This window comes from Halomonas sp. M4R1S46, assembly GCF_025725685.1.
Classification (GTDB): Bacteria; Pseudomonadota; Gammaproteobacteria; order Pseudomonadales; family Halomonadaceae; genus Halomonas.
The window spans coordinates 2,387,559-2,409,854 of record NZ_CP107008.1 but is presented as its reverse complement, the minus strand read 5'-3'; the positions used below and the strand labels follow the sequence as shown (position 1 = coordinate 2,409,854).

Genomic DNA, 22,296 nt, shown 5'->3' with positions numbered 1-22,296 from the left:
TTCGCTTCATTTTCATAAGCAACTACCTACTGTTGCAAATATCCAGTACGTCTCTTGAAAGGTTGATCTGATGAAGTCCGATCTGGTTGAAGTTCGTTTAGTGAGGGTCACGAATGACCACTTGGTAGGCTTCTTCCGGTACACGCACTCAGCAAAAGCCACAAGGCTATAACCTACGTCTCAGTGTTCCATATGAATGGTGGTAATTATGAACAGAATCGTGGACAAAAGCTATGAGGATATCGATCTAGGACGATTCTTTGGTCTTCTGCTAGATCATAAATGGTTGATCCTTTTCTGTAGCTTGATTTTCGCTTCGGTAGGAGCAGTGTATGCCTTGCTTGCTACACCGATCTATCGTGGCGATGCCCTGGTACAAGTGGAACGGCGAGGCACAGTCAATCCACTCGAGGAAATAGCCACAAGCTTACGGGGTGAGGACAGTGAGAGCAGTACGGCGGCGGAGGTGCAGATCCTGCAGTCGCGCATGGTACTTGGGCAGGTCGTCGATCGGATGGGGTTGGATACGGAAGTTGTACCAAAAGCACTGCCTATCATTGGTAGCTATATGCACCGCCGAGGAATCGAAAGGCCAACATTCGCCGCTGGCAACATCGATGTTTCCAGAATTTCCAGTTTTCTGCCCAATGTCATGAAGGGGGGGATCCGCCTCCCGGACATTTTTCAGTCTGATTCTGTCGTTTGGGGCGGCGAATGGCTCGAACTTGGTCGTCTGGAGGTGGCGGATTATCTGCGCGGAACCCCGCTTATCGTCAAGGCTGGAAAAGATGGTCGATACTCTCTCTGGCTAGTCGACGAGGAACCTAGCTATCTCGGCGAAGGACAGGTGGGCGAGTTGGCTAGTTTCATTGAGGGGGATATTCATCTGCGGATAGCCGGTCTCGAGGCCCCTGAAGGGGCTGAGTTCTCCCTTTTCAAGCACACGCGTGTCTCGGCTATCCGCGGCTTGGGAAGCCGTTTCAACGTTGACCAGGTCGGTGCATCGCGTGATGCCAGTACCGGTATGTTGCGCTTGACCCTTACCGGATCCGACCGAGAGGAAATAAGAAAGACGCTGGATGCGGTAGCGGAGGCCTTCCTTACCCAGAACATTCAGCGTCAATCTGCCGACCTGGAAGAAAGCCTGGCATTTCTCGAGGAGCAGGCCCCGGTGCTGCGTGCGCAGCTTCGTGCAGCTGAGGACAGTCTCAACGAGTACCGCGCGAACCAGCACAGCGTCGACCTGACCTCCGAGGCTCGGGCGGCCATCGATCAATTTGTCGAGATTGACAGTCAGTTGAACGAGTTGGCGTTCCGTGAGGCCGAGTTGTCTCAGCGTTATACGGTCAATCATCCTACCTACCAATCATTGCTCCATCAGAAACGATATCTGGAATCTGAACGAGTTGCTCTGAGTGACAGGGTCAACGATCTACCGCAAGCACAGCAGGAAGTGGTGCGACGGACCCGTGACGTTGAAGTCACCCAGGCCATTTACGTCAACGTATTGAACCGAATGCAGGAGTTGCAGATCGCCCGTGCGGGGACAATAGGCAATGTACGCATTATCGATAATACTGAAGTTGGTGTCAGTCCGATAGAGCCCCGGAAGTCACGGATCGTGATGACGGCTAGCCTGGTCGGCGGCATGCTGGCGATGGGCTTTGTGTTGGTACGTGGGTTGCTCAATCGCGGGGTGGAAGTGCCCGAGCAGCTTGAGGAGGTCGGCCTGCCGGTCTATGCCACTGTACCGCTCTCCGACGAGCAGAAGAAGCTGGTGAAGCGGGTGAAGCATCGCCGGGAGCGCCAGGCCCGCGAGGTGGTCAGTGACGTGCTGGCCGAGCGAGCGCCGACCGATACCGCCAGCGAGGCGCTGCGCGGTCTGCGAACCAGCTTGCATTTCGCCATGCTGGAAGGTCGTGACAACCGCCTGATGATCACCGGCCCCGGCCCTGGAATCGGTAAGAGCTTCATCGCCGTCAATCTCGCTGCGATCTGTGCTCAGGCGGGGCATAGGGTGCTGCTGGTGGATGCCGACATGCGCAAGGGCCAACTGCACCATGCCTTCGGCGAGCGCAGCGAGGGTGGACTTTCCGAATTGCTGGGGGGCTGTCAGGGACTCGACGAGGTGATCCGTCACAGCCGAATCGACGGTCTCGACTATGTCGGTCGGGGCATGGTGCCCCCCAATCCGTCCGAACTCTTGATGACCGCGGGTTTCAGCCGTTTTTGCAACGAGGTGAGTGAGCGCTATGACTTGGTAATTTTCGATACACCACCGGTACTGGCCGTTACGGATGCCGCGGTGATCGGTCCACAATGTGGCACCACCCTGCTTGTGGTGCAGTTCCAGGTGAATCCAGTAAGGGAAGTGCAACTGGCAGTGAGGAGGCTCGAGACAGCGGGGGTAACGGTGAAGGGGGCGATTCTCAATTCTATCCAACGTAAGGCCGCCACACGATATGGCTATTCTTATGGCTATAGCTACTCTTGAGCCTAAGCGTCGAAGCTATATACTTTATAACCGTCATGCAGGCGTATGCCAATGTTCTCAAGTCTAAAGGCTCTTTATGGCCTCCTTACCGGGGATCAGCGAAAGCGTCTCCTCCGGTTGCAGTTATTGGTTGTGTTCATGGCCTTGGCGGAGGTGGCTGGAGTCGTGGCCATTGGTCCCTTTATGGCTATGGTCGGTGACATGAGTCGTCTTGAAGGCGATGGTACCATTGCACGCCTTTATTCGATGACGGGTTTCGGTAACCCCGCCGACTTCCTGTTTAGGATGGGCGTATCCGTTCTTGCAGCGCTTGCTGTCGCGTCCTGTATCTCAATGTTTACTGTGTGGAGGCTGTCCATGTACGGCCAGCAGATAGGTGCCGAGCTCAGCACGCGTCTCTATCGGCATTATATGCAACAACCCTGGTTGTTCCATGCCACCGGCAGCAGCGCTCAATTGACGAACAAGATCTCACAGGAGTGCACTCGCGTTACCGACAAGATAATTGCGCCGTTGATGAAGATGAATGCAAGGGCTGTCATGGTCCTGTTCATGTCAGTGGCCATTCTGGTATTTAATCCAATCGTGGCGATAACCGGGGTTGTCATATTCTTTGCGGTCTATCTAGTTCTTTATCGCACCGTTCGTCGAAAGCTAGTGGCCAATGGCAAGGTGGTATCTCGCACTCAGCGTGATCGTTTTAAACTGATGGCCGAAGGGTTTGGAGGGATAAAGGATGCACTCTTGTTAGGGCGACAGCCGGTCTTCAACCAGCGGTTCGAAAAATCAAGCAGATACTTGGGTCGTGCAAGGGGGACGACTAAGGCACTATCGGAAGTGCCGCGATATGCCATGGAACTGGTAGCCTTCGGTTCGGTGATCTTTCTTGTTCTCTATCTGTTGTCAGCTCATCAAGGGAATCTGGGGGATATCCTGCCAGTGTTGTCTGTATTTTCTCTGGCAGGCCTCAAGTTGTTGCCTGCCTTCCAGCAGATATATACGAGTGTTGCGACCATCAGGGGGAATCTATCGGCTTTCGACAGCATACGAGAGGACCTTTTAAAGAGCCGTCATGCAGAGTATCAGGAACCGCTACCCGCATCGGCAGCGGGTTATGTGCGACTTCATCATGCGATCGAGATTCGCAATATCGTTTTTCATTACCCCAGCAAGCAAGAGGCTGCATTGGATCAACTCTCATTGACGGTCCCGGCCAATCATGTCATAGGTCTGGTGGGCGCTTCCGGTTCTGGTAAATCAACCGCTATTGATATTCTATTGGCTTTGATAGACCCCGATAGTGGTGAGTTTCTGATAGACGGAAAACCATTGAGTGAGGGTATGAAGCGCGCATGGCAGAACAGCTTGGGGTTCGTCTCTCAATCTATCTTTCTGGCTGATGCCACTATCCGCGAAAATATCGCCTTTGGACTTACGGATGAGCAAACCGATGACGATCGCGTGCTTAGGGCCGTAAGAATGGCTCACCTGGATGAGCTAGTAAGCCAGCTTCCTGATGGCTTGGATACGCGTGTAGGAGAGCGTGGCATCCAGTTATCCGGAGGCCAGCGCCAGCGCATTGGCATTGCCAGGGCGCTTTATGATGATGCCAGTATCCTGATCCTTGACGAGGCGACTAGTGCCCTGGATGGCATCACTGAGAAACTAGTAATGGACGCTATACATGACTTTTCAGGGAAGAAGACAATCATCATGATTGCTCACCGACTTGCAACAGTAAGGCAGTGTGATTGTATCTATCTAATGGAAAATGGTCGCGTGATAGATCATGGCAGCTACGATGAATTGGCCGAGAGGAATGTTACTTTTCAGCGTATGGCGATACATGCCTGATGTAAAGCAATGCGTCTGAGTAATGACTGGTTTTGCCAGCTCGGATCGTGAGTATACAGCCCTGGAAGTGATTGGAGAGTGTGTAATGAACTCCTGGCTTCTGCACAGCGTTTCCGGCTGATGCTGGATGTTATCTGGATGTCACTCAACCTAGATCATGATATGGCCGAACGCCGTTGAAGTACAGCATCCTCTAGTCGATAACGGCGCTGGTTTGGCCCAGCGATTGGAAACGATGTTGCCAGCTGCGCTCATCCTTCAAGGAACGAATGGAGCCCTAGACAACACCGCTCTGCTCAGGCGTGTCGGGCGTCATGAGCTCTTGGGCCAGCCCATAGGCCAGCAGCGTTGGCGTGTAAAGGCTGCTGCTGAACACCAGCCTGTGGTCGGAGCGCAGTGCCAGCGGCAGTTGAGCGCACCCCAGGAACCGCTGTCGATAGAGCAGCACGTCACTGGTCTCCCGGTTCCAGGAGTCGTCCCACTCACTGATGGCCTTGGGCGGGCATTGAACCGGTTTTCCATGCTCTGCTGTAGCCATCGACCTCAGAGACGGTGAGTTCAGGCTGGCGAGCCACCTCAGCGACCTTGGTCCTGCCTTTGAAAATGTCCAAGACCACGCTAACTGCACTCTTCCGTGGCTTGGTCGTCGCTCATCCTGTCCTGCTGATCGCTGCACTACACCTCGTGATTCCTTGAAGGGGACATTCCAACATGGCTGAGGTGGGACCGGCGTGCTCGATGGCTGGCTTCCATGACCAGGTGCACGGCAATCACATCGACACGTCTACGTCGCGGTCTCTAGGCTTGCTTGCTCAACTAGGGGCGTATGACGTGTCGGTGTGGCTGTTTGCCCGTAACCTGCGGTGTCAGGCTGATCGTCTAGACAAGCTCTGGCACTCACGGACTGATTTTTTTCTTTACTCACGTCTGGTTCAGACTGATACAGCTCATGCTCAGTAACGTGAGAGGATTGGGAGGTTAACCATGCCTGATCGTTGTATCTTTAATGGGCTGTATGTTTCATGACAACTTGGACATTGATTCCGACATTTCGGATGTCGTGAGACGGCAGGGGTGGGGCGTTCGGTGTCTTCGCGGTCTGAAGCACTTGATGGGAAATGTTCTCAAAACAATTGTAACGGCCTATTCTGCTTTATCGTGGTGAGGGATTACCTTGGTTTTGCTGGTGTGGGGGTGTGGTGAGGTCTTACTCCAGCAATTGAGTTGAAGCGTTGTTGTTTCATTCAAACTAATTGGAACAGTCTGATGGTGAATACTCCAGTGGCAGCTGTCAATCCAGAAGATATTCCGAAATCCTACTATGATTTTTCCGAGTATAACTCTAAGCAGAGGATGCTTACCTATTGGTATCAACTTTCGTTGATACATGAGTGCCATCCACAGGTGGTTTTGGAGGTCGGGCTGGGTTCGGGGCTCGTTACTGCGTACTTGCGGCACGATGGGGTTCGCGTTGAAACCTTCGATATCAATTCTCGACTGAAACCGGATCATGTTGGTTCGATTCTATCCCTGCCCGAAGGATTGCCACTTGGGCAGTTTGATGTGGTGCTGTGTTCAAGGGTTCTTCATCATATTCCTTTTTATGATTTGGAAAAGGCTGTTTGTAACCTGTCGGCGTTGACCAATAGATATTGCTTGATCACATTGCCGGTAAATGATTTGCGAATATACTTGATGACACGTGTTACATCTTCCTCGATTTCGACGTTATCCCTACCGCTACCTCTCATGCTGAAAAAGGCTTTGGCCAGGATGAAAGGGAGTGGCTGTGGAAGTGGTGCTTGGCAAATCAATTCGAGTCATGAAACATCTCAGAACAATGTTGTCGATATTATCTCGAAAAGCTTTAGCATCATAAAGATGTTTCGGATGCCCGAGGATCAGTCCCATATGATGTTTTTACTTGAAAAACAATAGATCAGGTAATGGCAATCTTGCACTAGCATAGCCAGCGGATAACGTTGGTCATCCCTTTATCCCGGGATATTCATGAAGGAGGCCTGAAAACGAAGATAGCGGATGGGTTTCTCTTGTAGAATCAGTGAGTTCCGCCAAGAACCTGATTCCAGAGGTCCATCCGCTACGGGTGAAACTGTATCCCCCATGAGGCCCTCCTTCAATGGCTCTGTCCGCGTCGAGCTGAGCGGCCATCGCACCACCAGTGACAGCGGCGCTCTGCTGCTGCGTGAAGCCCTCGACAATAGCGGCGTCATGCCCGCCCTCGAGGAACACCTGGTCGATCCACGCGATCCGCATCGCGTTCGCCACTCGCTGGCCAGTCAGCTCCGCACCGTGGTGCTGCAGCGGGCCATGGGCTGGATCGACCTGAGCGATACCGCCACGCTGCGTCACGAACCGCTCTGGCCACTGGCCTGCAGCGATGCCCGTGGGACGACGCTGTTGGCGCAGGAACGGCCGTCTCAGGCGACTCTGTCGCGGCTGCTGACGTGCCTGGGCCGCGACGACAACATCGATGTGCTGCCTGAGGGCCTGCTGCGGCTGGCGATCTGGCGATTGACCTCGCTGCGTGGCGGTGAACGACCGAGGCGTCTGACGTTGGATATCGACGGCCTGCCGATCGAGGTATTCGGCCACCAGGGCGGCTCGGCCTTTCACGGCCATGTGGGGGCACGCATCTACTCGCCGCTGATCGATTCGCTGGCCGAAACCGGCGATATGCTGGGCGGCCTGTTGCGAGAGGGCAATGTCGGGCCCGCCGAGCATGCCGATACCTGGATTCCGCACCTGGTGTGACGGCTCAACGAGGGGCTCGGTGCCGAGGTCCGGGTTCGCCTGGATGCCGGCTTCACCGACAACGACACGCTGGAAGCCATGGAGGATCGTGGCATCGAGTACTTGGGACGCCTGCGCAGCCACTCCGGTCTGCAGGCGAAGGCCGCGCCTTACCTTCGGCGGCCGCGGGGCCGCCGGCCCGAGATACCACGGGAATGGTGTTACGACCTGACCTATCAGGCCGGTTCCTGGCCGGCGCCACGTCGTGTGGTGCTGGTGGTCCAGGAACGCCCCGACGATCTGCTGCTGCACAGCTTCTTCCTGGTGACCAACCTCAGCCAGTTCGACTATCCGCCGGAGAGCGTGCTGGCCCTGTATCGCCAGCGCGGCAAGGCCGAAGCCCACATGGGCGAGGTGAAATCGGCGCTCGATGTGCATCTCTCCTCGACGGATCGCGGCGCTTCTACCCTTCAGCAGGTGATGGCCCGCAACGAGGTGAGCTTGCTGCTGAGTCTCTACGCCTATGAGGTACTGCATGGCCTGCGTCGTCTGCTGGAGATACAAACTCGGCAGGGCTGGAGCCTGACGCGGATGCGCGAGCAGGTGCTCAAGGTGGCGGCGACATTGTCGGTGCATGCTCGGCGGATCACCGTGCACCTCGGCGATGCCGCCGACAATTGGTGGCCGACACTGCTACGCGGGCTACCGCGTTTGACGGCCCTGGCCTGACATCACGAGATCACAGCTCCGCGCAGCACCACGATCGGCGGATCCCCTCGGCCGATGGAGACGGCTGCGTCTTAGCGCAGGTTTGATTCCAAATGTTTATCAAAAATGGCAAGACCAGACCATATTGGGAATAAATCTGCCGGCCATCAGGCAACCCGAGCGCGTTGAGGTGGGGCGTTACCGGCAGCCACTCAGTTCAAGATCTCTGTTCGCCCCCCTGATGAATGAGGCGGGTTTATCTGTCTTGCCATGCGAGGCCGAGGCGGTGTGCCTTGCCTACACCATGCCGGCCATGATCGATTCTGAGGGCGTGGTGATTGTGGCCTCGGAGGTAACCGCTATAGAAGTGGTTACACGGAAATACACGGCTTTCGGCAGGTCAATCACCAGTTCCTCCCTCTTATCAATCAACAGCGGCTGGGGGTGCCATGCGTGACGAAGCGACTGTCTTGTTGACCCACGGCTGGTGCCGCAGCAGTTATTCGGTACTGCGTGCCTTGGCGCAGCGGGGAGTAAAGGTGGTTGTAGCCGACACTGCAAGGATCGGCATGTGCCAGGCATCCCGGCTGGCCTATGCCCGCGGTAGGTACCACTCACCCTATGCCAATCCCGATCAGTTTGTGGCGGATATCAGCGATCTCTGCCGTCGGTTCCATGTAAGGCTGATCATCCCCGGGCATGAGGAGGGGGAACTTCTGGTGCAAGCCCGGGAGGCTGGTCGCTTACCGCACGACGTCGCCTTGCCTATGGCGGACTCAACCAAGCTGGCGCTGGTCAACGACAAGGATCGCATGAGCCGCCTGGCCAGAGAGATGCACGTATCAGTGGCGCCCATCGTCGATTACTGTACTGCGGCCGAAGCCAAGACCCTCACCGACCCAGAGCGTTGGTACGTGGCTCGTGCACGGCGTGGCAACAGTTCCAAGGGGGTTCGGTTTTCCTTGGGCGGACAGGCGTTGGCCGATGAGCTTGAGCGCATGACAGCAGACTTTGGGCTCGACCATGAACGCCCGCCGATCGTACAGGAGCGGGTGACGGGTGATGGCTGGGGGGTCTCCTGCCTCTATTGGCACGGCCGGCGGATCGCCTCATTCACTCACCGTCGTCTCCAAGAGAAGGTTACAACCGGGGGAACAAGCACCCTGCGAGTTTCTGCCTCCAACCCGGCCTTGGAGACGGATGCCCACCGCCTACTAGACAGACTGGAATGGCACGGTCTGGCGATGCTCGAGTTCAAGAAAGATACGGTAAGTGGTCGCCATTATTTTATTGAGATCAACCCACGGCTATGGGGCTCTATCGACCTCTCGCTGAGTTCCGGCGTGAACTTCGGCTGGTTGCTCTACCTGGCCGAGACTCATGGACCTGAAACTGCACTGGCGGCGGCCATGTCAGCACGTGATGGGGTGGTAGAAAGGTGGTTGCTGGGCGATATGATCCGCCGTCTAGACCTGCTGCGTCGAGGTCGGCTCGCAGAGGCGTTGCAACTGCGTGATGGGTTAAGGGCCGACGCTTTCGATGACTTCAAGCTCGACGACCCGCTCGTGCTGCTCGGCGAGGCGTTCTATTACCTGGCCAAGGGGCTGAAAACCCAGAGTATGAACCCTCTCGAAGCGGGAATGGTACGCTGAAATGGCTCCACTCGAGCGGCATCTGGACGAGCGGCCGGCGAGAGAGGTGGCCTCCGGCCTGCCCCCCGGGCAATGCAACCTGAAGCGCTTCTTCGACCTGGTGGTGTCCCTTCTGCTGCTGACGCCGCTGTTGCCGGTGATACTGCTGTCGGCATGGGCTGCGTCTCGGGCCACCGGGGCCTCCGGTTTCTTTTTTCAGGAGCGCGTCGGACGCGACGGACGGACGTTTCGAGTGGTCAAACTACGTACCATGCGTCCAGTCGCTGGCTCCACGGTGACCAGCCTGGGGGATCAGCGCATCACCTCATTCGGACGCCTGCTACGCGCCTCGAAGCTCGATGAATTGCCGCAACTGTTCAATGTGCTGGCCGGTCAGATGAGTTTAGTCGGGCCGCGACCTGACGTGCCGGGATTTGCCGATCTACTGAGCGACGAGGAGAGGTTGATCCTTTCCATTCGGCCTGGAATCACTGGGCCGGCGACGTTGAAGTATCGAAACGAGGAGAAGCTGCTTGCCAGCGTAGCCGATCCGGAGCGCTACAATCGCGAGGTGATCTATCCCGACAAGGTGAGGCTGAATCTCGACTATGTCCGGCACTGGTCGTTCACAATGGACTTGGTCTACTTGTGGCGCACGATCTTCCCGACACCCAATGAATAGACGATGGATGCCTGAGGAGTCGCTACTGAAAGGGTGCCTGAGTCATCCGAGGTGCCGAGAGGAGGGGAGAATCCGGCCAGTTTTCTAGGAAGGCGACCTGGCGTCGATGTGCGGGATGCGCGCGGGTGCAGTTAACTCCCGGAGCGGCGCGGATAATCAGCGCTTCGCTTCTAGACGGAATTCCCCGACTTCGCCTATAGCCGTCACACGCAGTCGCGCCCAAGGGAACCTCGGCCTTGCTAGCGGCAGCTGCCCAGGATGATGCGACGTGGTAATAATTACTTCGCTCATCTGCCAGCCAGCCTTGGCCAGAGAATCCCTTTGCGTTGTCATTGCAGTGTTCGCAGAGATGGAGCCGGGCTCTCAGATCCTCACCCCGATCAGCATGACGGCGCTTAGCATCCCTGGCACCAGGTCCATCATCGCCTCGCTCGCGGCTGACCTCTTGCGACAAGCAAGCTGATATTGATGGAGAAGCAAAGCGGCTCGGGCTCCACCTGATAGGGGATTGTGGAAAAGTTTACGCCAAGTGTGGTGTGCCGTGGTCTGGCCGCATTTCTGTCACTGATCGGTTCTCCTTCCCCTCTATTGTCTTGTTGGTAGCACTCACATCAGTTTCTAGTAACTCGAGAGTGGCCTGCGATGATTCACCGGGAATGCCCAGCCATTGTCTCTTCTACGGTATCCCCGAAAAAACACGAGCCTGATGCATTATCGACTCAAGGCGGTGCGAGTCTGCATCGTGCAGAGTATCTATGGAGCAATCTCTTACTTTGTGGCTTCGGATGCAAATATTGTGCTGGTCTGGACCTTTTGGGAGCCGCAGGGCGGGCGGCGGCTCTAGCCCAGAGGGCAGGACGTGACGTCAGGATCTGCAGTAGGATGCGCACTCGCTGGGGCACTTTGGCGTTGAGGCTAGTAAGTGTGACGACCGATCGCGAACCGCCGGGACGAGCCGTTGACGTTTGGGGAGCGGCCAACACGCTGCTGATTTGGGCCTTTGTCGCGTTGTTGATCCTGATGCCTTGGGCCTATGCGGCCGTACCACTGGCGGCGGGGCTGTTGGCTCTGGCGGGCCTGCTACTTCAGGGCGCGCCGGCGGGGGACTCCGAGGCTGTGCTGGACGCCGAGGATCGCCTTTGGCTGGTGACACTTCTGGCCTTTGCGGGTCTGTGGTGCTGGGACGTGGCGCGCACCGGTGTGTGGCCGGTGGCCGGGCATGGAGGCAGCTGGCTGGTGCCGCTGTGGCCGGTGCTGGCTGCTGGGCTGCTGGTGTGGCTGCGATATCATCCCCCATCACGCACTGGCTGGTGGTTGGGGCTAGTCGTGGGGGCTCTGGGGGCGGGGTGCATCGCTGTATATGAGCGTTTCGCATTGGGTGCGGATCGCGCCGATAATGGCATGAACGCCATTCCCTTTGGCAACCTGGCGTTGCTGCTCGGTGTGCTTGCGCTGGTGGCCATGCTCGGGCGTCTGGCGCATCAGAACAGAGTGCTACCCTGGCTGACTGTGGCGCTTGGGCTGGCCGCCGTCGGTGGTTTCGCGGCGTCCTTCCTTTCCGGGACCCGCGGCGGCTGGGTGGCCTTGCCGCTGCTGGTATGCATGGGCTTCAGGGGCTTCCACGGCGTCTTTCCTCACCGCTGGATGCTGGCGGCAGCGGCTGGCGTCTTGCTGCTGCTGGCCGTATTGGTGGCAATGACGACCATCACCGGCGATGGGGTCCATGAGCGTATCGTGGAGGCCGTGAGTGGTATCGAGCGTTACCTCGGCGGAGATAGTGGCAACTCCGTGGGATTGCGCCTGGACATGTGGAGTGCCGGCATCCAGCTGTTCCTCGAGAAGCCCCTGGCCGGGTGGGGAGAGGGACGGCTACAGGCTGCCTGGGACGGGATGGTCGAGGCGGGGCTGGTGCACTCAGCAATGAACCGCTTCGACCAACTGCACAGCGACCTCATCGATACCGCGGCACGTCGTGGGGGACTGGGGTTGCTTAGCTTGCTGGCTCTGTATGGGGTCCCTGTGTGGCTGTTTGCTCGTCATCTGCGGGGAAGTCAGGACGCTGAGAATAGAACGTTAGCACTTTCGGGGCTGATGATTTGCTTCGCGTTTGTCATTTTCGGCTTGACACAGTCCATGCTCAGAGATGCCAGAGGGTTGAGCGGCTATCTAGGTCTGACCGTGGCCTGCTGGGTACTGCTGAAGACAAAGTTTCTCACGAAAGATTTATCAAGAGATGCTGGAGCGCGGGAGGACCATGAAGTCTTCGATCATCGGCCATAGCGGAGGGCTAGGTGCGGTCTGTCGATAGGTCCCGTTTCGCCTGCCGGCATGCGACAGCGACTGCTGGATCAAGCGGCTTGACGGATTTCAGTACGCCATAAAACGTGACCCAGCGGTTTACACAGAGCGGTTCATACAATTGCTTGCCGAGCTTGCCCGGTTTATGGAGGCTGTTTCGTAGTGCCTTGATATCCGGGTAGTGAGTCCTGGCCACAATGGCAGGCATGTAACGGATCGCATGGCGGCGGGGTGAGCCCGGGCATGAAAAGTGACAGGCGCCTTCATGCTGGCTGGATTCCTGCAGCTTCGGTTGGAGGCCAGCAAATGCCACAATCTTGCGAGCTTCGGGTAACGGGCTGCTACGACCGAGGAGGAACGGGCTTGTCGATAATATGGCCACTGCAAGGCGGCGAGGCAGGCTCCAGATCGCCGGCATCTTCATTTTCGAGCGCACGGAGAATGGCCTCCTTCAATATCGGCAGATGTGACGCGTCCAGATTCCGCAGTGCCGAGAGCAGGGTCAGGCGTCCCTGGCGGGCGTGACGCATCAGCGGCAACAGGCAGTCGAGGTCGTCGCGGAGTTCGCCCCGGTAGCGTGCGGCAAACACGCTGGCACTGATCTCCCCCTGATGGTACTGCCGGCGCAGGGCGGGGGAGGGCGAGGCATCACGATACCAGTCGGTCAGCGCCAGGGATTCCCGGCGCTTGCCCCGCGGCCATAGGCGGTCGACCAGTATCCGGGCGCCGTCCTCGAGTTCCGGAGCCTGGTAGATGCGCTTGATCGCGATGTCGTAACTCATCCATTGGTCTCCTGATCGAGGGCCGCCTGCTCCTCCCGGGCCTTCGCCTGCCAGGGGCCGGGGAGCGCGGCTGCCCGTGCCAGGGCCCGACGTGCCGTCTGCTGGTCGCCTTCCCGGCTGGCCAGCAGGCCCAGGTTGAGCCAGGCCGGTGCCAGCTCGGGGTCGGCGGCCGTGGCGGCACGGTAGGCCGCCAATGCCCCGGGACGATCGCCGGTCGCGTGACGGGCATTGCCCAGGGCGAACTGCACCATCGCCGCGGCGGGGTGGCGTTCGGCCAGGGCCTGCCAGGCGGGCAGGGCCGCCTGACTGCCCTGTGCCGCCTCGAAATCGGCGATCGCCCGGGTGGCGGCATCGGCGTCGACGCTTGCCGGCAGCTCACCCGGTGCCAGGGCGACGAAGGCCCAGCGGTCGCTGCGGGCCCAGGTGGCATCGAAGCGCGCGAAGTCGACGGCACGCTCGGGCGTCAAGCCGGTATGCAGGGTCAGTGACTCGTCCGGCAGGTCGTAGCCGATGGCGACGGCATAGTGCCACAGCGGCCAGGCGGGGAGCGCCAGGTTCTGCATCACCACCACCGGATGCCCGGCCGCCAGTTCCTCGAGAAGGGCGCCGAACTCCCCCGGGAGCCGGAACGGGATCATCCCCTGGCGGCGTACCGTGGCGAGCATCTCCGGTTGCACGCTGCCTTCCCGGCCGGGCAGGAAGACCTGGGGGATGAGGGCGTCGACAGCGACGTCCTGGCCACCGGCGTTGAGTACCATGGCCAGGGATGCCGGCCCGCACTGGTAGTCGCGCTGCCCATGGAAGGGCACGTCGTCGAGGTGTACCCGGTCGGGTACGGCGTCACGGGTGGCGGGTGCCAGTTGGGGGGCGGTCGCGCAGCCCGTCAGCAACAACAGATAGGCCATCATCACAAGAACGCCCGCGATGCGGGCGTTCTTGCGTTGCTGTGGCCGGAAGGGGCCGGTCATTCGCTGCCTCGGGTCTCAGCGGGTGAAGGGGTAGACGTCGGTCAGGCCGAGGATATCGGTCACCAGCAGGATGACGAAGACGGCGAAGAGGGCGCCGACCACGCTGGCCCCGGCGGGCAGTTGATCGAGACGCTCGGCCATCTGGCGGGCTTCCGCGTCGGACAGGGCGGCCACCCGGGCTTCCACCTCGGTCGGCGAGACACCCTGGACCAGCAACTGCTGCTGGACGTCGTTGCGGGCGAGGACTTCGCGGATCTTGGCCCGATCGCTCTGGGCGGAGGCGGCGTCGAGCACGGCCGTGGTACCGACCAGGTCATCGCCGGCCGGCACGGGGGCGGCGGCGACCGGCAGGCTGCCCAGGACCAGGGCGGCGATCAGGAGCGGGCTGAGGAGTCGGCTGAGTCGTTTCATGCTGGCATTCCTTCTTCTGTCTCGTGTTGGTCCGGCTCGTGTCCGCTCTGCATGGGGCCTCCTTGTCCCATGTCGGCGGCGATGCCTCGACAGTATAGAGGATAAGTCACTGACGTTTCACGACTCTGTGTTGATTGCCTGGAGATTGCGCCGCGACGGAGGGGGCCGCCACGACGCTCCCGGGCGTGGATCGCGCATGAATTCCCTCATTCGATGTGCTGGCCGGGGCGGTGTCGGGGCGGCGAATTTCCCCATGCCGCGACGGGGCCGAGGCGATGGCTCAGCCAACCCGATAGGAGGAAGGCAGCTCGGCCAGCGGGCCGCGGCCGCCTGCCAGGGTCAGGGCCAGGTCGTGCAGGCCGTCCCAGAGGGGAATGGGACTCGCGCCCTTGATCGCCAGGTCCAGTCGCTGGGCGAACAGCAGCAGCTTGTGCAGGCGCTTCATGGGCAGGCGGTTGATGGCCTGCTGGTAGGCGGGGCGCCGCTTGTCGAAGATCGGGGGTTTCTGCGCCTTGCAGGCATGCTCGAGGCTCTGGCCCTGGTCCAGGTGCTGGTGGATCGACAGCAACAGCCGCAGTTCGCGGGTCAGCGCCCACAGCACGATGGGGGCCTCGACCCCTTCGCCCTGCAGCCCGGCCATGATGCGGGCGACGCGCACGCGCTCGCCCTTCAGGCAGGCATCCACCAGGGTGAAGACGTCGAAGCGGGCGCTGTCCTCCACGCCGCCGGCGACCTGCTGCGGGGAGATGCGCGCGCCGGGCGGGGACAGCAGGGCGAGCTTCTGCAGCTCCTGGTCGGCGGCCAGCAGGTTGCCCTCGGTGCGCTCGCCGAGCAGGCGGGCGGCATCGAGGTCCATCGTCAGGCCATGGCGACCGGCCCGGTCGCGCAGCCAGAAGTGGAGTCGCGAGGCGTCCACCGGCCATACCGGGACGAAGAGGCCGGCCTTGTCCAGGGCCTTGAACCAGGCGCTCTTCTGTTCCCGGTAGTCGAGCTTGCCGGCGGCGATCAGCAGGACGTTGTCGCTTGTCGCCATGCCCTCGGCGTATTCGCGCAGTGCCTTGGCGCCCTCCTGACCGGGCTTGCCGCTGCCCAGGCGCAACTCGATGAGCTTGCGCGAGGCGAACAGCGAGAGGCTGGCCGATGCCTCGGTGAGTCGGCCCCAGGCGAAGTTGGCCTCCACGTGGAGCACCTCGCGCTCGTCGATGCCCGCCGCCCGGGCGGCGCCGCGCACCGCGTCACAGGCCTCCATGTGCTGCAGGGGTTCGTCGCCGGCGACGATCACCACCGGGGGCAGTGACTTGGCCAGGGCCGGTTCGAGCTTGTCGGGAAAGACCTTCACGATACGCCCTTCATGCCTCGGCGAGCGGGCGCAGACGGTCGAGCAACCGGCGGGCGGCCTCGCGGCGCAGCCGCTCCTTGACCGCCTCGCGCTGCTCGTCGCCGGCCAGCAGGTTGTCCTTGCTGACGTCGAAGCGCTCGCTGACTTCCAGGGCCTGCTGGTCGAGGCGATAGGCCCCATCGGCGCGCCGTTGGACCGAGAAGGGCACGCGCAGCGTCATCTCGTGTTCCTGGCTGCCCGAGTCGAGCACGCTCAGGCGGCGCTCCACGAACTCCCCGGCGCCGAGGTTGAGCACCAGGGGGGCGTCGTCACGTACCTGGGTGCCGGCGGCCTCGAGCCGTTCCGTGGCCACCCGCCGGAAATCGCCCTCGCTGCCGGCGATGGCCAGTGCCTCGAGGCGCAGGGCGGACCGGCCGTAGCCGCGCAGGTGAAAGCCGCAGCCGGCCAGGGCCAGGGAGGCCCCGGCGGCGAGGCTCAGGCGAAGCAGGGTGCGACGTTGCATTGAAGCTCCTTTCCGGCCCTCAGCCGACGACGATATTTACCAGCTTGCCGGGCACCACGATGACCTTGCGCAGCGTCTTGCCCTCGACATGGCGCTGGACGTTCTCGGCGGCCATGGCCTGGGTCTCGATGGCGGCCTTGTCGGCATCGGCCGGGACCTCCAGGCGAGCGCGCAGCTTGCCATTGACCTGGACGACTAGCTCGATGGTGTCGCGGGTCAGCGCCGACTCGTCGAGGGTCGGCCAGGCGGCATCAATGGCCGGCTCGGCATGCCCGAGTTCGGCCCAGAGGGCGTGGCAGGCGTGGGGGGTGATGGGGGCCAGCAGCAGCACGCAGGCCTCGACCGCCTCGCGGGCCACGGCCAGGCCCTGCGGCGAGGCGTCGTCGAACCTGCCGAGTGCGTTGGTCAGCTCCATCACCGCGGCGATGGCGGTGTTGAAGGTGGTGCGCCGGCCGATGTCGTCGCTGGCCTTCTTGATGGTCTCGTGGGTCTTGCGGCGCAGCTCGCGCTGGGGCTCGGTGAGGGCCTCACGATCCAGCTCACCCGGCGTACCGGCCTCGACGTGCTCGGCCACCAGCCGCCACAGGCGCTTGAGGAAGCGGTGAGCGCCCTCGACGCCGGAGTCGGACCATTCCAGGGACTGCTCGGGGGGCGCGGCGAACATCATGAACAGGCGCACGGTATCGGCCCCGAAGCGGTCGATCATCGCCTGGGGGTCGACGCCGTTGTTCTTCGACTTGGACATCTTCTCGATGCCGCCCATCTCCACCGGCTGGCCATCGCTCTCGAGCACCGCGCTTAGCGGCCGGCCCTTGTCGTCGCGCTTCACCACCACATCGGCCGGGTTGAACCAGTCCTTGCCGCCGTTCGGGGTCGGCCGGTAGAAGGTCTCGGCGATCACCATGCCCTGGGTCAGCAGGCGCTGGAAGGGCTCGTCGGAGTCCACCAGGCCGAAGTCGCGCATCAGCTTGTGGAAGAAGCGTGCGTAGAGCAGGTGCAGGATGGCGTGCTCGATGCCGCCGATGTAGAGGTCCACCGGCAGCCAGTAGTTGGCGCGCTCGTCGAGCATCGCCTCCGGGTTGTCGGCGCAGGCGAAGCGCGCGTAGTACCAGGAGGATTCCATGAAGGTGTCGAATGTATCGGTCTCGCGCACCCAGCCGTCGCCCAGCTCGGAGAACGCGGGCATCCTCTTGAGCGGCGAGCCGGAGGCGTCCACGGTGACCTCCAGCGGCAGCTCGACCGGCAGCTCGGCGTCGGTGAGCGGCACGGTCTGGCCCTCGGGGCCGTACTTGACCGGAATCGGCGCGCCCCAGTAGCGCTGGCGGGCCACGCCCCAGTCGCGCAGGCGGAAGTTGGTCTTGACCTCGCCGTGGCCCTGCTCGGCCAGCCTGGCGGCGATGGCGTCGAAGGCCGCCTGGAAGTCCAGGCCGTCGAACTCGCCGGAGTTGATCAGCACGCCGTAGTCGTCATGGGCACCCTCGCTGAGGTCCGGCGCCCGGCCATCCGCGTCGGCGATCACCGGCTCGATGGGCAGGGCGTACTTGTTGGCGAACTCCCAGTCCCGCTGGTCGTGGGCGGGGACCGCCATGACCGCGCCGGTGCCGTACTCCATGAGCACGAAGTTGGCCACGTAGACCGGCACGCGGCGACCGGTGAGGGGATGCACGGCCTGGTAGCCGGTGTTCATGCCCTTCTTTTCCATGGTGGCGAGCTCGGCCTCCGAGGTGCCGCCGTGGCTGCACTCCTCGAGGAAGGCGGCGAGCTCGGGCTGGCCCTCGGCCGCGGCGCGGGCCAGGGGGTGAGCGGCCGCCACGGCCACGTAGGTCACGCCCAGCAGGGTGTCGGGGCGGGTGGTGTAGACTCGCAGCGGCTCCAGGGCGTTGTCCTCGTGGTCGGCGACGTCGAAGGCCAGCTCCACGCCCCGGGACTTGCCGATCCAGTTGCGCTGCATGGTCTTGACCTGCTCGGGCCAGTCGACCTTGTCGAGGTCCGCCAGCAGTTCCTCGGCGTAGTCGGTGATCTTGAGGAACCACAGCGGGATTTCCTTGCGCTCCACCGGCGCGCCGGAGCGCCAGCCGCAGCCGTCGATGACCTGCTCGTTGGCCAGCACGGTCTGGTCCACCGGGTCCCAGTTGACCGTGGACATCTTCTTGTACACCAGGCCCTTCTCGACCAGCTTGGTGAAGAACCACTGTTCCCAGCGGTAGTAGTCGCTGTCGCAGGTCGCGAACTCACGGCTCCAGTCGTAGGCGAAGCCCAGCGCCTTGAGCTGGTCGCGCATGTAGTCGATGTTCTGGTAGGTCCACTTCGCCGGCGGCACCTGGTTCTTGATGGCGGCGTTCTCCGCCGGCATGCCGAAGGCGTCCCAGCCCATCGGCTGCAGGACGTTCTTGCCCTGCATGCGCTGATAGCGGGAGACGACGTCGCCGATGGTGTAGTTGCGCACATGCCCCATGTGCAGCTTGCCGCTGGGGTAGGGGAACATCGACAGGCAGTAGAACTTCTCGCGGCCGGCGTCTTCCACCGCCTTGAAGCACTGGTTCTTGTCCCAGTAATGCTGGGCGTCGCGTTCGGTGTCAAAGGGCTTGTATTGTGCGTCCATCGCTGTCTTCGGGTACCTTGCTAGTCGAGAGCAGCGCCCGGGGCGCTGCACATGTCAGCGGGCCTTGTCCGGCGTCAAGGTTGGCCCGGTCGAAGCGGGCAACCCATTGATTCGCCGTCGGCATGTCGTCATAAATGGAAGAACCGTTGGGTCGCAAGGATACCCCAGCACGGCAGGCCCCGGCTATGGTGGCCTGGCCAGCAGGCCCAGTGCGGACACGAGGAGACCAGCATGAGCGAGCACAAGGAACCGCAACATCAGGACCATCGGTTGAAGGACGCCTATGAGCGGGTGCTGTCCCGTCTCAAGGAAGGCGCCGGCGAGCTCAACCGGGAGAACCTGCAGAAGGAACTCGACGAGGCCGTGGAGTTCGAGGCGGAGGTGGAGGAATTCACCCGCGATGAACTCTCGCTGCTGCGTGCCTGGGTCGAGCGGGACCTGAAGGAGATGCGCCGCTACCTGGGCGCCGGTGGCGAGGGGGTGGCCAGCTGGCTGGGCATCGACCTCTCCATGCTGTCGCGCAAGGTGGTGGAGTCATTGCTGTCCATCGCCGACCGCAGCCTGATCGAGCGCGAGCGCCTCGAGGAGGACCTGGAGGCCTCGCGGGCCGACTACACGGCCGGCGAGATGGCGGCCCCCGGCCGCATGGCCTGCACCCACTGCGAGGCCATCGTCGAACTCGAGGGCGTGACCCGTATCGAGGCCTGTCACCAGTGCGGCCACCGCTACTTCGTGCGTGCGCCGCTGGATTGAGTCCCGCGCCCCCTGTGCGCAGGGGGCGATGTCTCCGATGTTCTACGCTCTGGCCAGCCAGGCGATCATGGCCACCACCAGAACGGCCATTACCAGCGCGTAGCGCAGGTTCTCGCGCATCATCAGAGTGCCGCTGACGCCGTAGCGTCCCTGCAGCGAGAGATTGATTCCCGACAGCGGGCCGACACTGGTGCCCACCGCCCAGGCCGCCAGCGCCGTGAAGGCGAACAGCGTCTGCTGGCCATCCGCCAGGTCAAGCACCGAGGCCAGCACCGAGACGCCGATGATGGGGTGCAGCCCCGCCACGGCGCTGGCCACCACCGCCAGGAAGCTGACGATGGCCTCGCCCGCGCCGAAGGCGTCGAACAGCGTCCAGCCCCCCTCGGTGGCGGCATTGGCCAGGGTCGAGAGGCCTTTGGTCAGCAGGCCCGCACAGAGGAAGAGCGAGATCTCGCCGCGCATGGCCGGCAGCCGCGTCAGGGTGTGGCGGTGCAGCCGGCCCAGGGTCCAGCGCGGCCCCTTAGTCAAGTTGGCCACCAGGGCCGAGGCCGGCATCAGGAAGGTGATGATGCTGACGATGGACAGTCCCGGGGTCAGGCCGTAGTGGAAGCCCATCACCAGCGTCGCCATGATCACCGGCAGCAGCAGGCTGCGCGGCGACATCGAGAAGCCGGCGGTGTCGCTCAGGTCGAAGCGCCGGGGCAGCTCGATCATCGTCACCAGGCCCGCGCACAGGGCCAGGGGCAGGCCATGGGCCAGCACGGTGGCGTAGTCCATCGCCGGGGCCAGGGTCATGACGATGCCCATGGAGGCGAAGAAGGGCGACCACAGCGCCGCGCTGGACAGGCCCCGGTTGAGCCCCAGCAGCTGCGGCATGGAGAGCGGTGCCCGGCGGGCCAGGCGGTCGCCGACCATGAACACCGTCGACAGGTTGAGGATGGTGCCGAGCAGGTGTACACCCAGCCAGGTGCCGGCCAGGCCGCGCAGCCCGGTGACTGGCGCCCCGGCGGGGCGCGAGTGGCCGCGCCGGTTGCCGATCAGGCCGATGAAGCTCACCCCCACCAGCATGGCCACTACCTGGGTGTTACCGTCCAGCACGCCGGACCAGTCGACCCGGGCGCCGTAGCCGAACGCCGCGACCAGCAGCAGCCCCGCGCCCATGCCCGCCAGCATGCTCGCCTGGCGGCGGTTGCGCCGCGGCAGGTCGGGCCACAGCAGGGCAGTGCCCAGCCACAGGGTGGGGCCGGTCAGGGCCTCGACGGCAGGCCACCAGGCCAGGCTTGCGATCCGCGACAGCAGGCCGACGAGAATCGCCAGACCGGCCAGGGCATGGCGGGGGGCGACGGCCGCCTCGGTGGCGTGGGCGGTGGGCGACGACATGGCATTCCCGGGTGGCAAGAAACGTAGCATCCTAATCAAGATGGCTACCCGCCTCAAGGCGAGAGCGGTCAGGAGCCAGGGAACGCGACGACCATACCGCGCAAGCGAAGAGAGCCTGGCCGCCGCTTTCCTAGCCGCGGTGGGGAAGATGGCGCATCGGCAGCACCGGCGCGTCCCGGGACTGCAGGCGATCCTGGCTGGGGGCACAGCCGAAGAAGCGGCGGTAGGCCCGAGAGAAGTGTTCCAGGGAGCCGAAGCCGGCGCTCGAGGCCACCTGGGCAACGCTCAGGTCGGTCTGCTGCAGCAGGCGATGGGCGCGGTTGATGCGCAGCCAGAGATAGTAGCGCTTGGGGGTGACGCCCAGCTCGGCCTTGAAACGTCGCTCGAGCTGGCGCACCGAGAGGCCGACCCCCTCGGCCAGTTCGTCGCTGGACAGCGGCGACTCGATGGCCCGGCGCATCAGCCGGATCACCCGGCGCATCTGGGCCGAGGTCTCCGGCTGGCGCTCCGGGGCGGCGGCGAGCTGGACGGCGTCCCCGGGGCGTCGGCGGCGCTCCAGCAGGTGGTTCTGGAGCTCCTCCATCAGCGGCGCCTCGACCCGGCGGCCCAGCCAGGCCAGCATCATGTCGAGCACCGCCGTGCCCCCCGCGCAGGTCAGGCGGCCGCCGCCCAGGGTGTAGAGCTCGCCCACGGCCTCCACCCGGGGGTAGAGCTCGCGGAAGCCCTCCAGGTTGTCCCAGTGCACCGCCGCCCGCCGGCCGTCGAGCAGGCCCGCCGCGGCCAGCACCTCGCTGCCCATCTCGATCCCGCCCAGTTCGACCCCGGCGGCGGCGCAGTGGCGCAGCCACATGGCCAGGGGGCGGTCCCCGGTGAGCGCCTTGGTCTCGAAGCTGGCCAGCACCAGGACGCCGTCCAGCTCCGTGGGGGCCGGCCAGTCGACCTCCACCCCCAGGGGCACGCCGTTGGAGGCCGGCACCGTCGCCTCGCCGCCCAGCAGCCGCCACTCGAAGCGCGGCTCCTGGGCCAGCCAGTTGACGATGAACAGCGGGTCCAGCAGCGCCCCCAGGCCGGCGAAGGAGAACTGCGGCAGCAGCAGGATGCCGAGCCGATGCGGGGTGGGGGCTGGGGTCCTGGCCAT

The 22,296-nt window shown here is 62.3% G+C and carries 17 protein-coding genes and 1 pseudogene; 8 read left to right on the top strand and 10 right to left on the bottom strand.

The genetic code is table 11. The features are described from left to right. The first annotated feature begins 208 nt into the window (after window positions 1-208). Together OCT48_RS11350 and OCT48_RS11345 are read left to right on the top strand one after the other, a co-directional pair. Entirely contained in the window at window positions 209-2,494 is a 2,286-nt protein-coding gene (locus tag OCT48_RS11350; protein ID WP_263589268.1) for a polysaccharide biosynthesis tyrosine autokinase, read from the top strand. A gap of 201 nt (window positions 2,495-2,695) precedes the next feature. Further along, entirely contained in the window at window positions 2,696-4,348 is a 1,653-nt protein-coding gene (locus OCT48_RS11345; RefSeq protein ID WP_263589267.1) for an ABC transporter ATP-binding protein, read from the top strand. A 277-nt stretch (window positions 4,349-4,625) separates the two neighbouring features. Here OCT48_RS11345 and OCT48_RS11340 read toward each other — a convergent pair whose 3' ends face one another. Further along, on the bottom strand, window positions 4,626-4,796 hold the full coding sequence (locus tag OCT48_RS11340; protein WP_263589266.1) for a hypothetical protein: 171 nt from the start codon (window positions 4,794-4,796) through the stop codon (window positions 4,626-4,628). An 818-nt stretch (window positions 4,797-5,614) separates the two neighbouring features. Between OCT48_RS11340 and OCT48_RS11335 the strand changes: the two genes are divergently transcribed. The 5 genes and pseudogenes from OCT48_RS11335 to OCT48_RS11315 all read left to right on the top strand — a co-directional run bounded on the left by OCT48_RS11335 (window position 5,615) and on the right by OCT48_RS11315 (window position 12,403). Then, a complete protein-coding gene (locus OCT48_RS11335) occupies window positions 5,615-6,286 on the top strand; it encodes a class I SAM-dependent methyltransferase (protein WP_263589265.1) in 672 nt (223 codons plus the stop codon). 102 nt (window positions 6,287-6,388) lie between these two features. Next, a pseudogene (locus OCT48_RS11330) lies at window positions 6,389-7,831 on the top strand (IS1380 family transposase). Between the two features lie 428 nt (window positions 7,832-8,259). Next, window positions 8,260-9,462, top strand: coding sequence for an ATP-grasp domain-containing protein (locus OCT48_RS11325; protein ID WP_263589264.1), 1,203 nt, complete (start codon window positions 8,260-8,262; stop codon window positions 9,460-9,462). 1 nt (window position 9,463) lies between these two features. Beyond that, on the top strand, window positions 9,464-10,123 hold the full coding sequence (locus OCT48_RS11320; protein ID WP_263589263.1) for a sugar transferase: 660 nt from the start codon (window positions 9,464-9,466) through the stop codon (window positions 10,121-10,123). 924 nt (window positions 10,124-11,047) lie between these two features. Beyond that, a complete protein-coding gene (locus OCT48_RS11315; protein ID WP_263589262.1) occupies window positions 11,048-12,403 on the top strand; it encodes an O-antigen ligase family protein in 1,356 nt (451 codons plus the stop codon). A gap of 7 nt (window positions 12,404-12,410) precedes the next feature. Here the strand turns inward: OCT48_RS11315 and OCT48_RS19600 are convergent, their stop codons facing one another. From OCT48_RS19600 to leuS, 7 genes are all read right to left on the bottom strand, one after another. Continuing rightward, window positions 12,411-12,839 (bottom strand): transposase, encoded by a 429-nt coding sequence (locus OCT48_RS19600; protein WP_412031045.1) that lies wholly within the window; start codon window positions 12,837-12,839, stop codon window positions 12,411-12,413. Further along, on the bottom strand, window positions 12,763-13,203 hold the full coding sequence (locus tag OCT48_RS11310) for a DUF488 domain-containing protein (RefSeq protein ID WP_263589261.1): 441 nt from the start codon (window positions 13,201-13,203) through the stop codon (window positions 12,763-12,765). The genes OCT48_RS19600 and OCT48_RS11310 overlap by 77 nt, the downstream gene beginning before the upstream one ends. Then, window positions 13,200-14,171: a PA2778 family cysteine peptidase gene (locus tag OCT48_RS11305; protein ID WP_263589260.1), complete on the bottom strand. Its 972-nt coding sequence runs from the start codon at window positions 14,169-14,171 to the stop codon at window positions 13,200-13,202. Before OCT48_RS11305 ends, OCT48_RS11310 begins: the two co-directional genes overlap by 4 nt. 15 nt (window positions 14,172-14,186) lie before the next feature. After that, complete coding sequence (locus tag OCT48_RS11300) at window positions 14,187-14,582, bottom strand: PA2779 family protein (protein WP_263589259.1); 396 nt, start codon at window positions 14,580-14,582, stop codon at window positions 14,187-14,189. A gap of 280 nt (window positions 14,583-14,862) precedes the next feature. Beyond that, window positions 14,863-15,921 carry a DNA polymerase III subunit delta gene (gene holA, locus OCT48_RS11295; protein WP_263589258.1) on the bottom strand — a complete coding sequence of 353 codons (1,059 nt, stop codon included), beginning with the start codon at window positions 15,919-15,921 and terminating at the stop codon, window positions 14,863-14,865. A 10-nt stretch (window positions 15,922-15,931) separates the two neighbouring features. After that, window positions 15,932-16,423, bottom strand: coding sequence for an LPS assembly lipoprotein LptE (gene lptE, locus OCT48_RS11290; RefSeq protein ID WP_263589257.1), 492 nt, complete (start codon window positions 16,421-16,423; stop codon window positions 15,932-15,934). 19 nt (window positions 16,424-16,442) lie between these two features. Further along, window positions 16,443-19,025 (bottom strand): leucine--tRNA ligase, encoded by a 2,583-nt coding sequence (leuS, locus tag OCT48_RS11285; protein ID WP_263589256.1) that lies wholly within the window; start codon window positions 19,023-19,025, stop codon window positions 16,443-16,445. Window positions 19,026-19,256: 231 nt separating this feature from the next. Here leuS and OCT48_RS11280 point away from each other — a divergent pair, with 231 nt between their 5' ends. Next, complete coding sequence (locus OCT48_RS11280) at window positions 19,257-19,778, top strand: zinc ribbon-containing protein (RefSeq protein ID WP_263589255.1); 522 nt, start codon at window positions 19,257-19,259, stop codon at window positions 19,776-19,778. Window positions 19,779-19,820: 42 nt separating this feature from the next. Here the strand turns inward: OCT48_RS11280 and OCT48_RS11275 are convergent, their stop codons facing one another. Continuing rightward, window positions 19,821-21,158, bottom strand: a complete 1,338-nt coding sequence (locus tag OCT48_RS11275; protein ID WP_263589254.1) for a hypothetical protein — start codon at window positions 21,156-21,158, stop codon at window positions 19,821-19,823. 130 nt (window positions 21,159-21,288) lie between these two features. After that, on the bottom strand, window positions 21,289-22,296 hold the full coding sequence (locus OCT48_RS11270) for a GlxA family transcriptional regulator (RefSeq protein ID WP_263589253.1): 1,008 nt from the start codon (window positions 22,294-22,296) through the stop codon (window positions 21,289-21,291).

Excerpts from the sequence above, each read along its gene's own strand:
- OCT48_RS11350 (WP_263589268.1), top strand. The coding sequence starts at position 209 with ATGAACAGAATCGTGGACAAAAGCTATGAGGATATCGATCTAGGACGA.
- OCT48_RS11345 (WP_263589267.1), top strand. The coding sequence starts at position 2,696 with ATGAGTCGTCTTGAAGGCGATGGTACCATTGCACGCCTTTATTCGATG.
- OCT48_RS11335 (WP_263589265.1), top strand. The coding sequence starts at position 5,615 with ATGGTGAATACTCCAGTGGCAGCTGTCAATCCAGAAGATATTCCGAAA.
- OCT48_RS11325 (WP_263589264.1), top strand. The coding sequence starts at position 8,260 with ATGCGTGACGAAGCGACTGTCTTGTTGACCCACGGCTGGTGCCGCAGC.
- OCT48_RS11320 (WP_263589263.1), top strand. The coding sequence starts at position 9,464 with ATGGCTCCACTCGAGCGGCATCTGGACGAGCGGCCGGCGAGAGAGGTG.
- OCT48_RS19600 (WP_412031045.1), bottom strand. The coding sequence starts at position 12,839 with ATGCCGGCGATCTGGAGCCTGCCTCGCCGCCTTGCAGTGGCCATATTA.
- OCT48_RS11310 (WP_263589261.1), bottom strand. The coding sequence starts at position 13,203 with ATGAGTTACGACATCGCGATCAAGCGCATCTACCAGGCTCCGGAACTC.
- OCT48_RS11305 (WP_263589260.1), bottom strand. The coding sequence starts at position 14,171 with ATGACCGGCCCCTTCCGGCCACAGCAACGCAAGAACGCCCGCATCGCG.
- OCT48_RS11300 (WP_263589259.1), bottom strand. The coding sequence starts at position 14,582 with ATGAAACGACTCAGCCGACTCCTCAGCCCGCTCCTGATCGCCGCCCTG.
- lptE (WP_263589257.1), bottom strand. The coding sequence starts at position 16,423 with ATGCAACGTCGCACCCTGCTTCGCCTGAGCCTCGCCGCCGGGGCCTCC.
- leuS (WP_263589256.1), bottom strand. The coding sequence starts at position 19,025 with ATGGACGCACAATACAAGCCCTTTGACACCGAACGCGACGCCCAGCAT.
- OCT48_RS11280 (WP_263589255.1), top strand. The coding sequence starts at position 19,257 with ATGAGCGAGCACAAGGAACCGCAACATCAGGACCATCGGTTGAAGGAC.
- OCT48_RS11275 (WP_263589254.1), bottom strand. The coding sequence starts at position 21,158 with ATGTCGTCGCCCACCGCCCACGCCACCGAGGCGGCCGTCGCCCCCCGC.
- OCT48_RS11270 (WP_263589253.1), bottom strand. The coding sequence starts at position 22,296 with ATGGCCAGGACCCCAGCCCCCACCCCGCATCGGCTCGGCATCCTGCTG.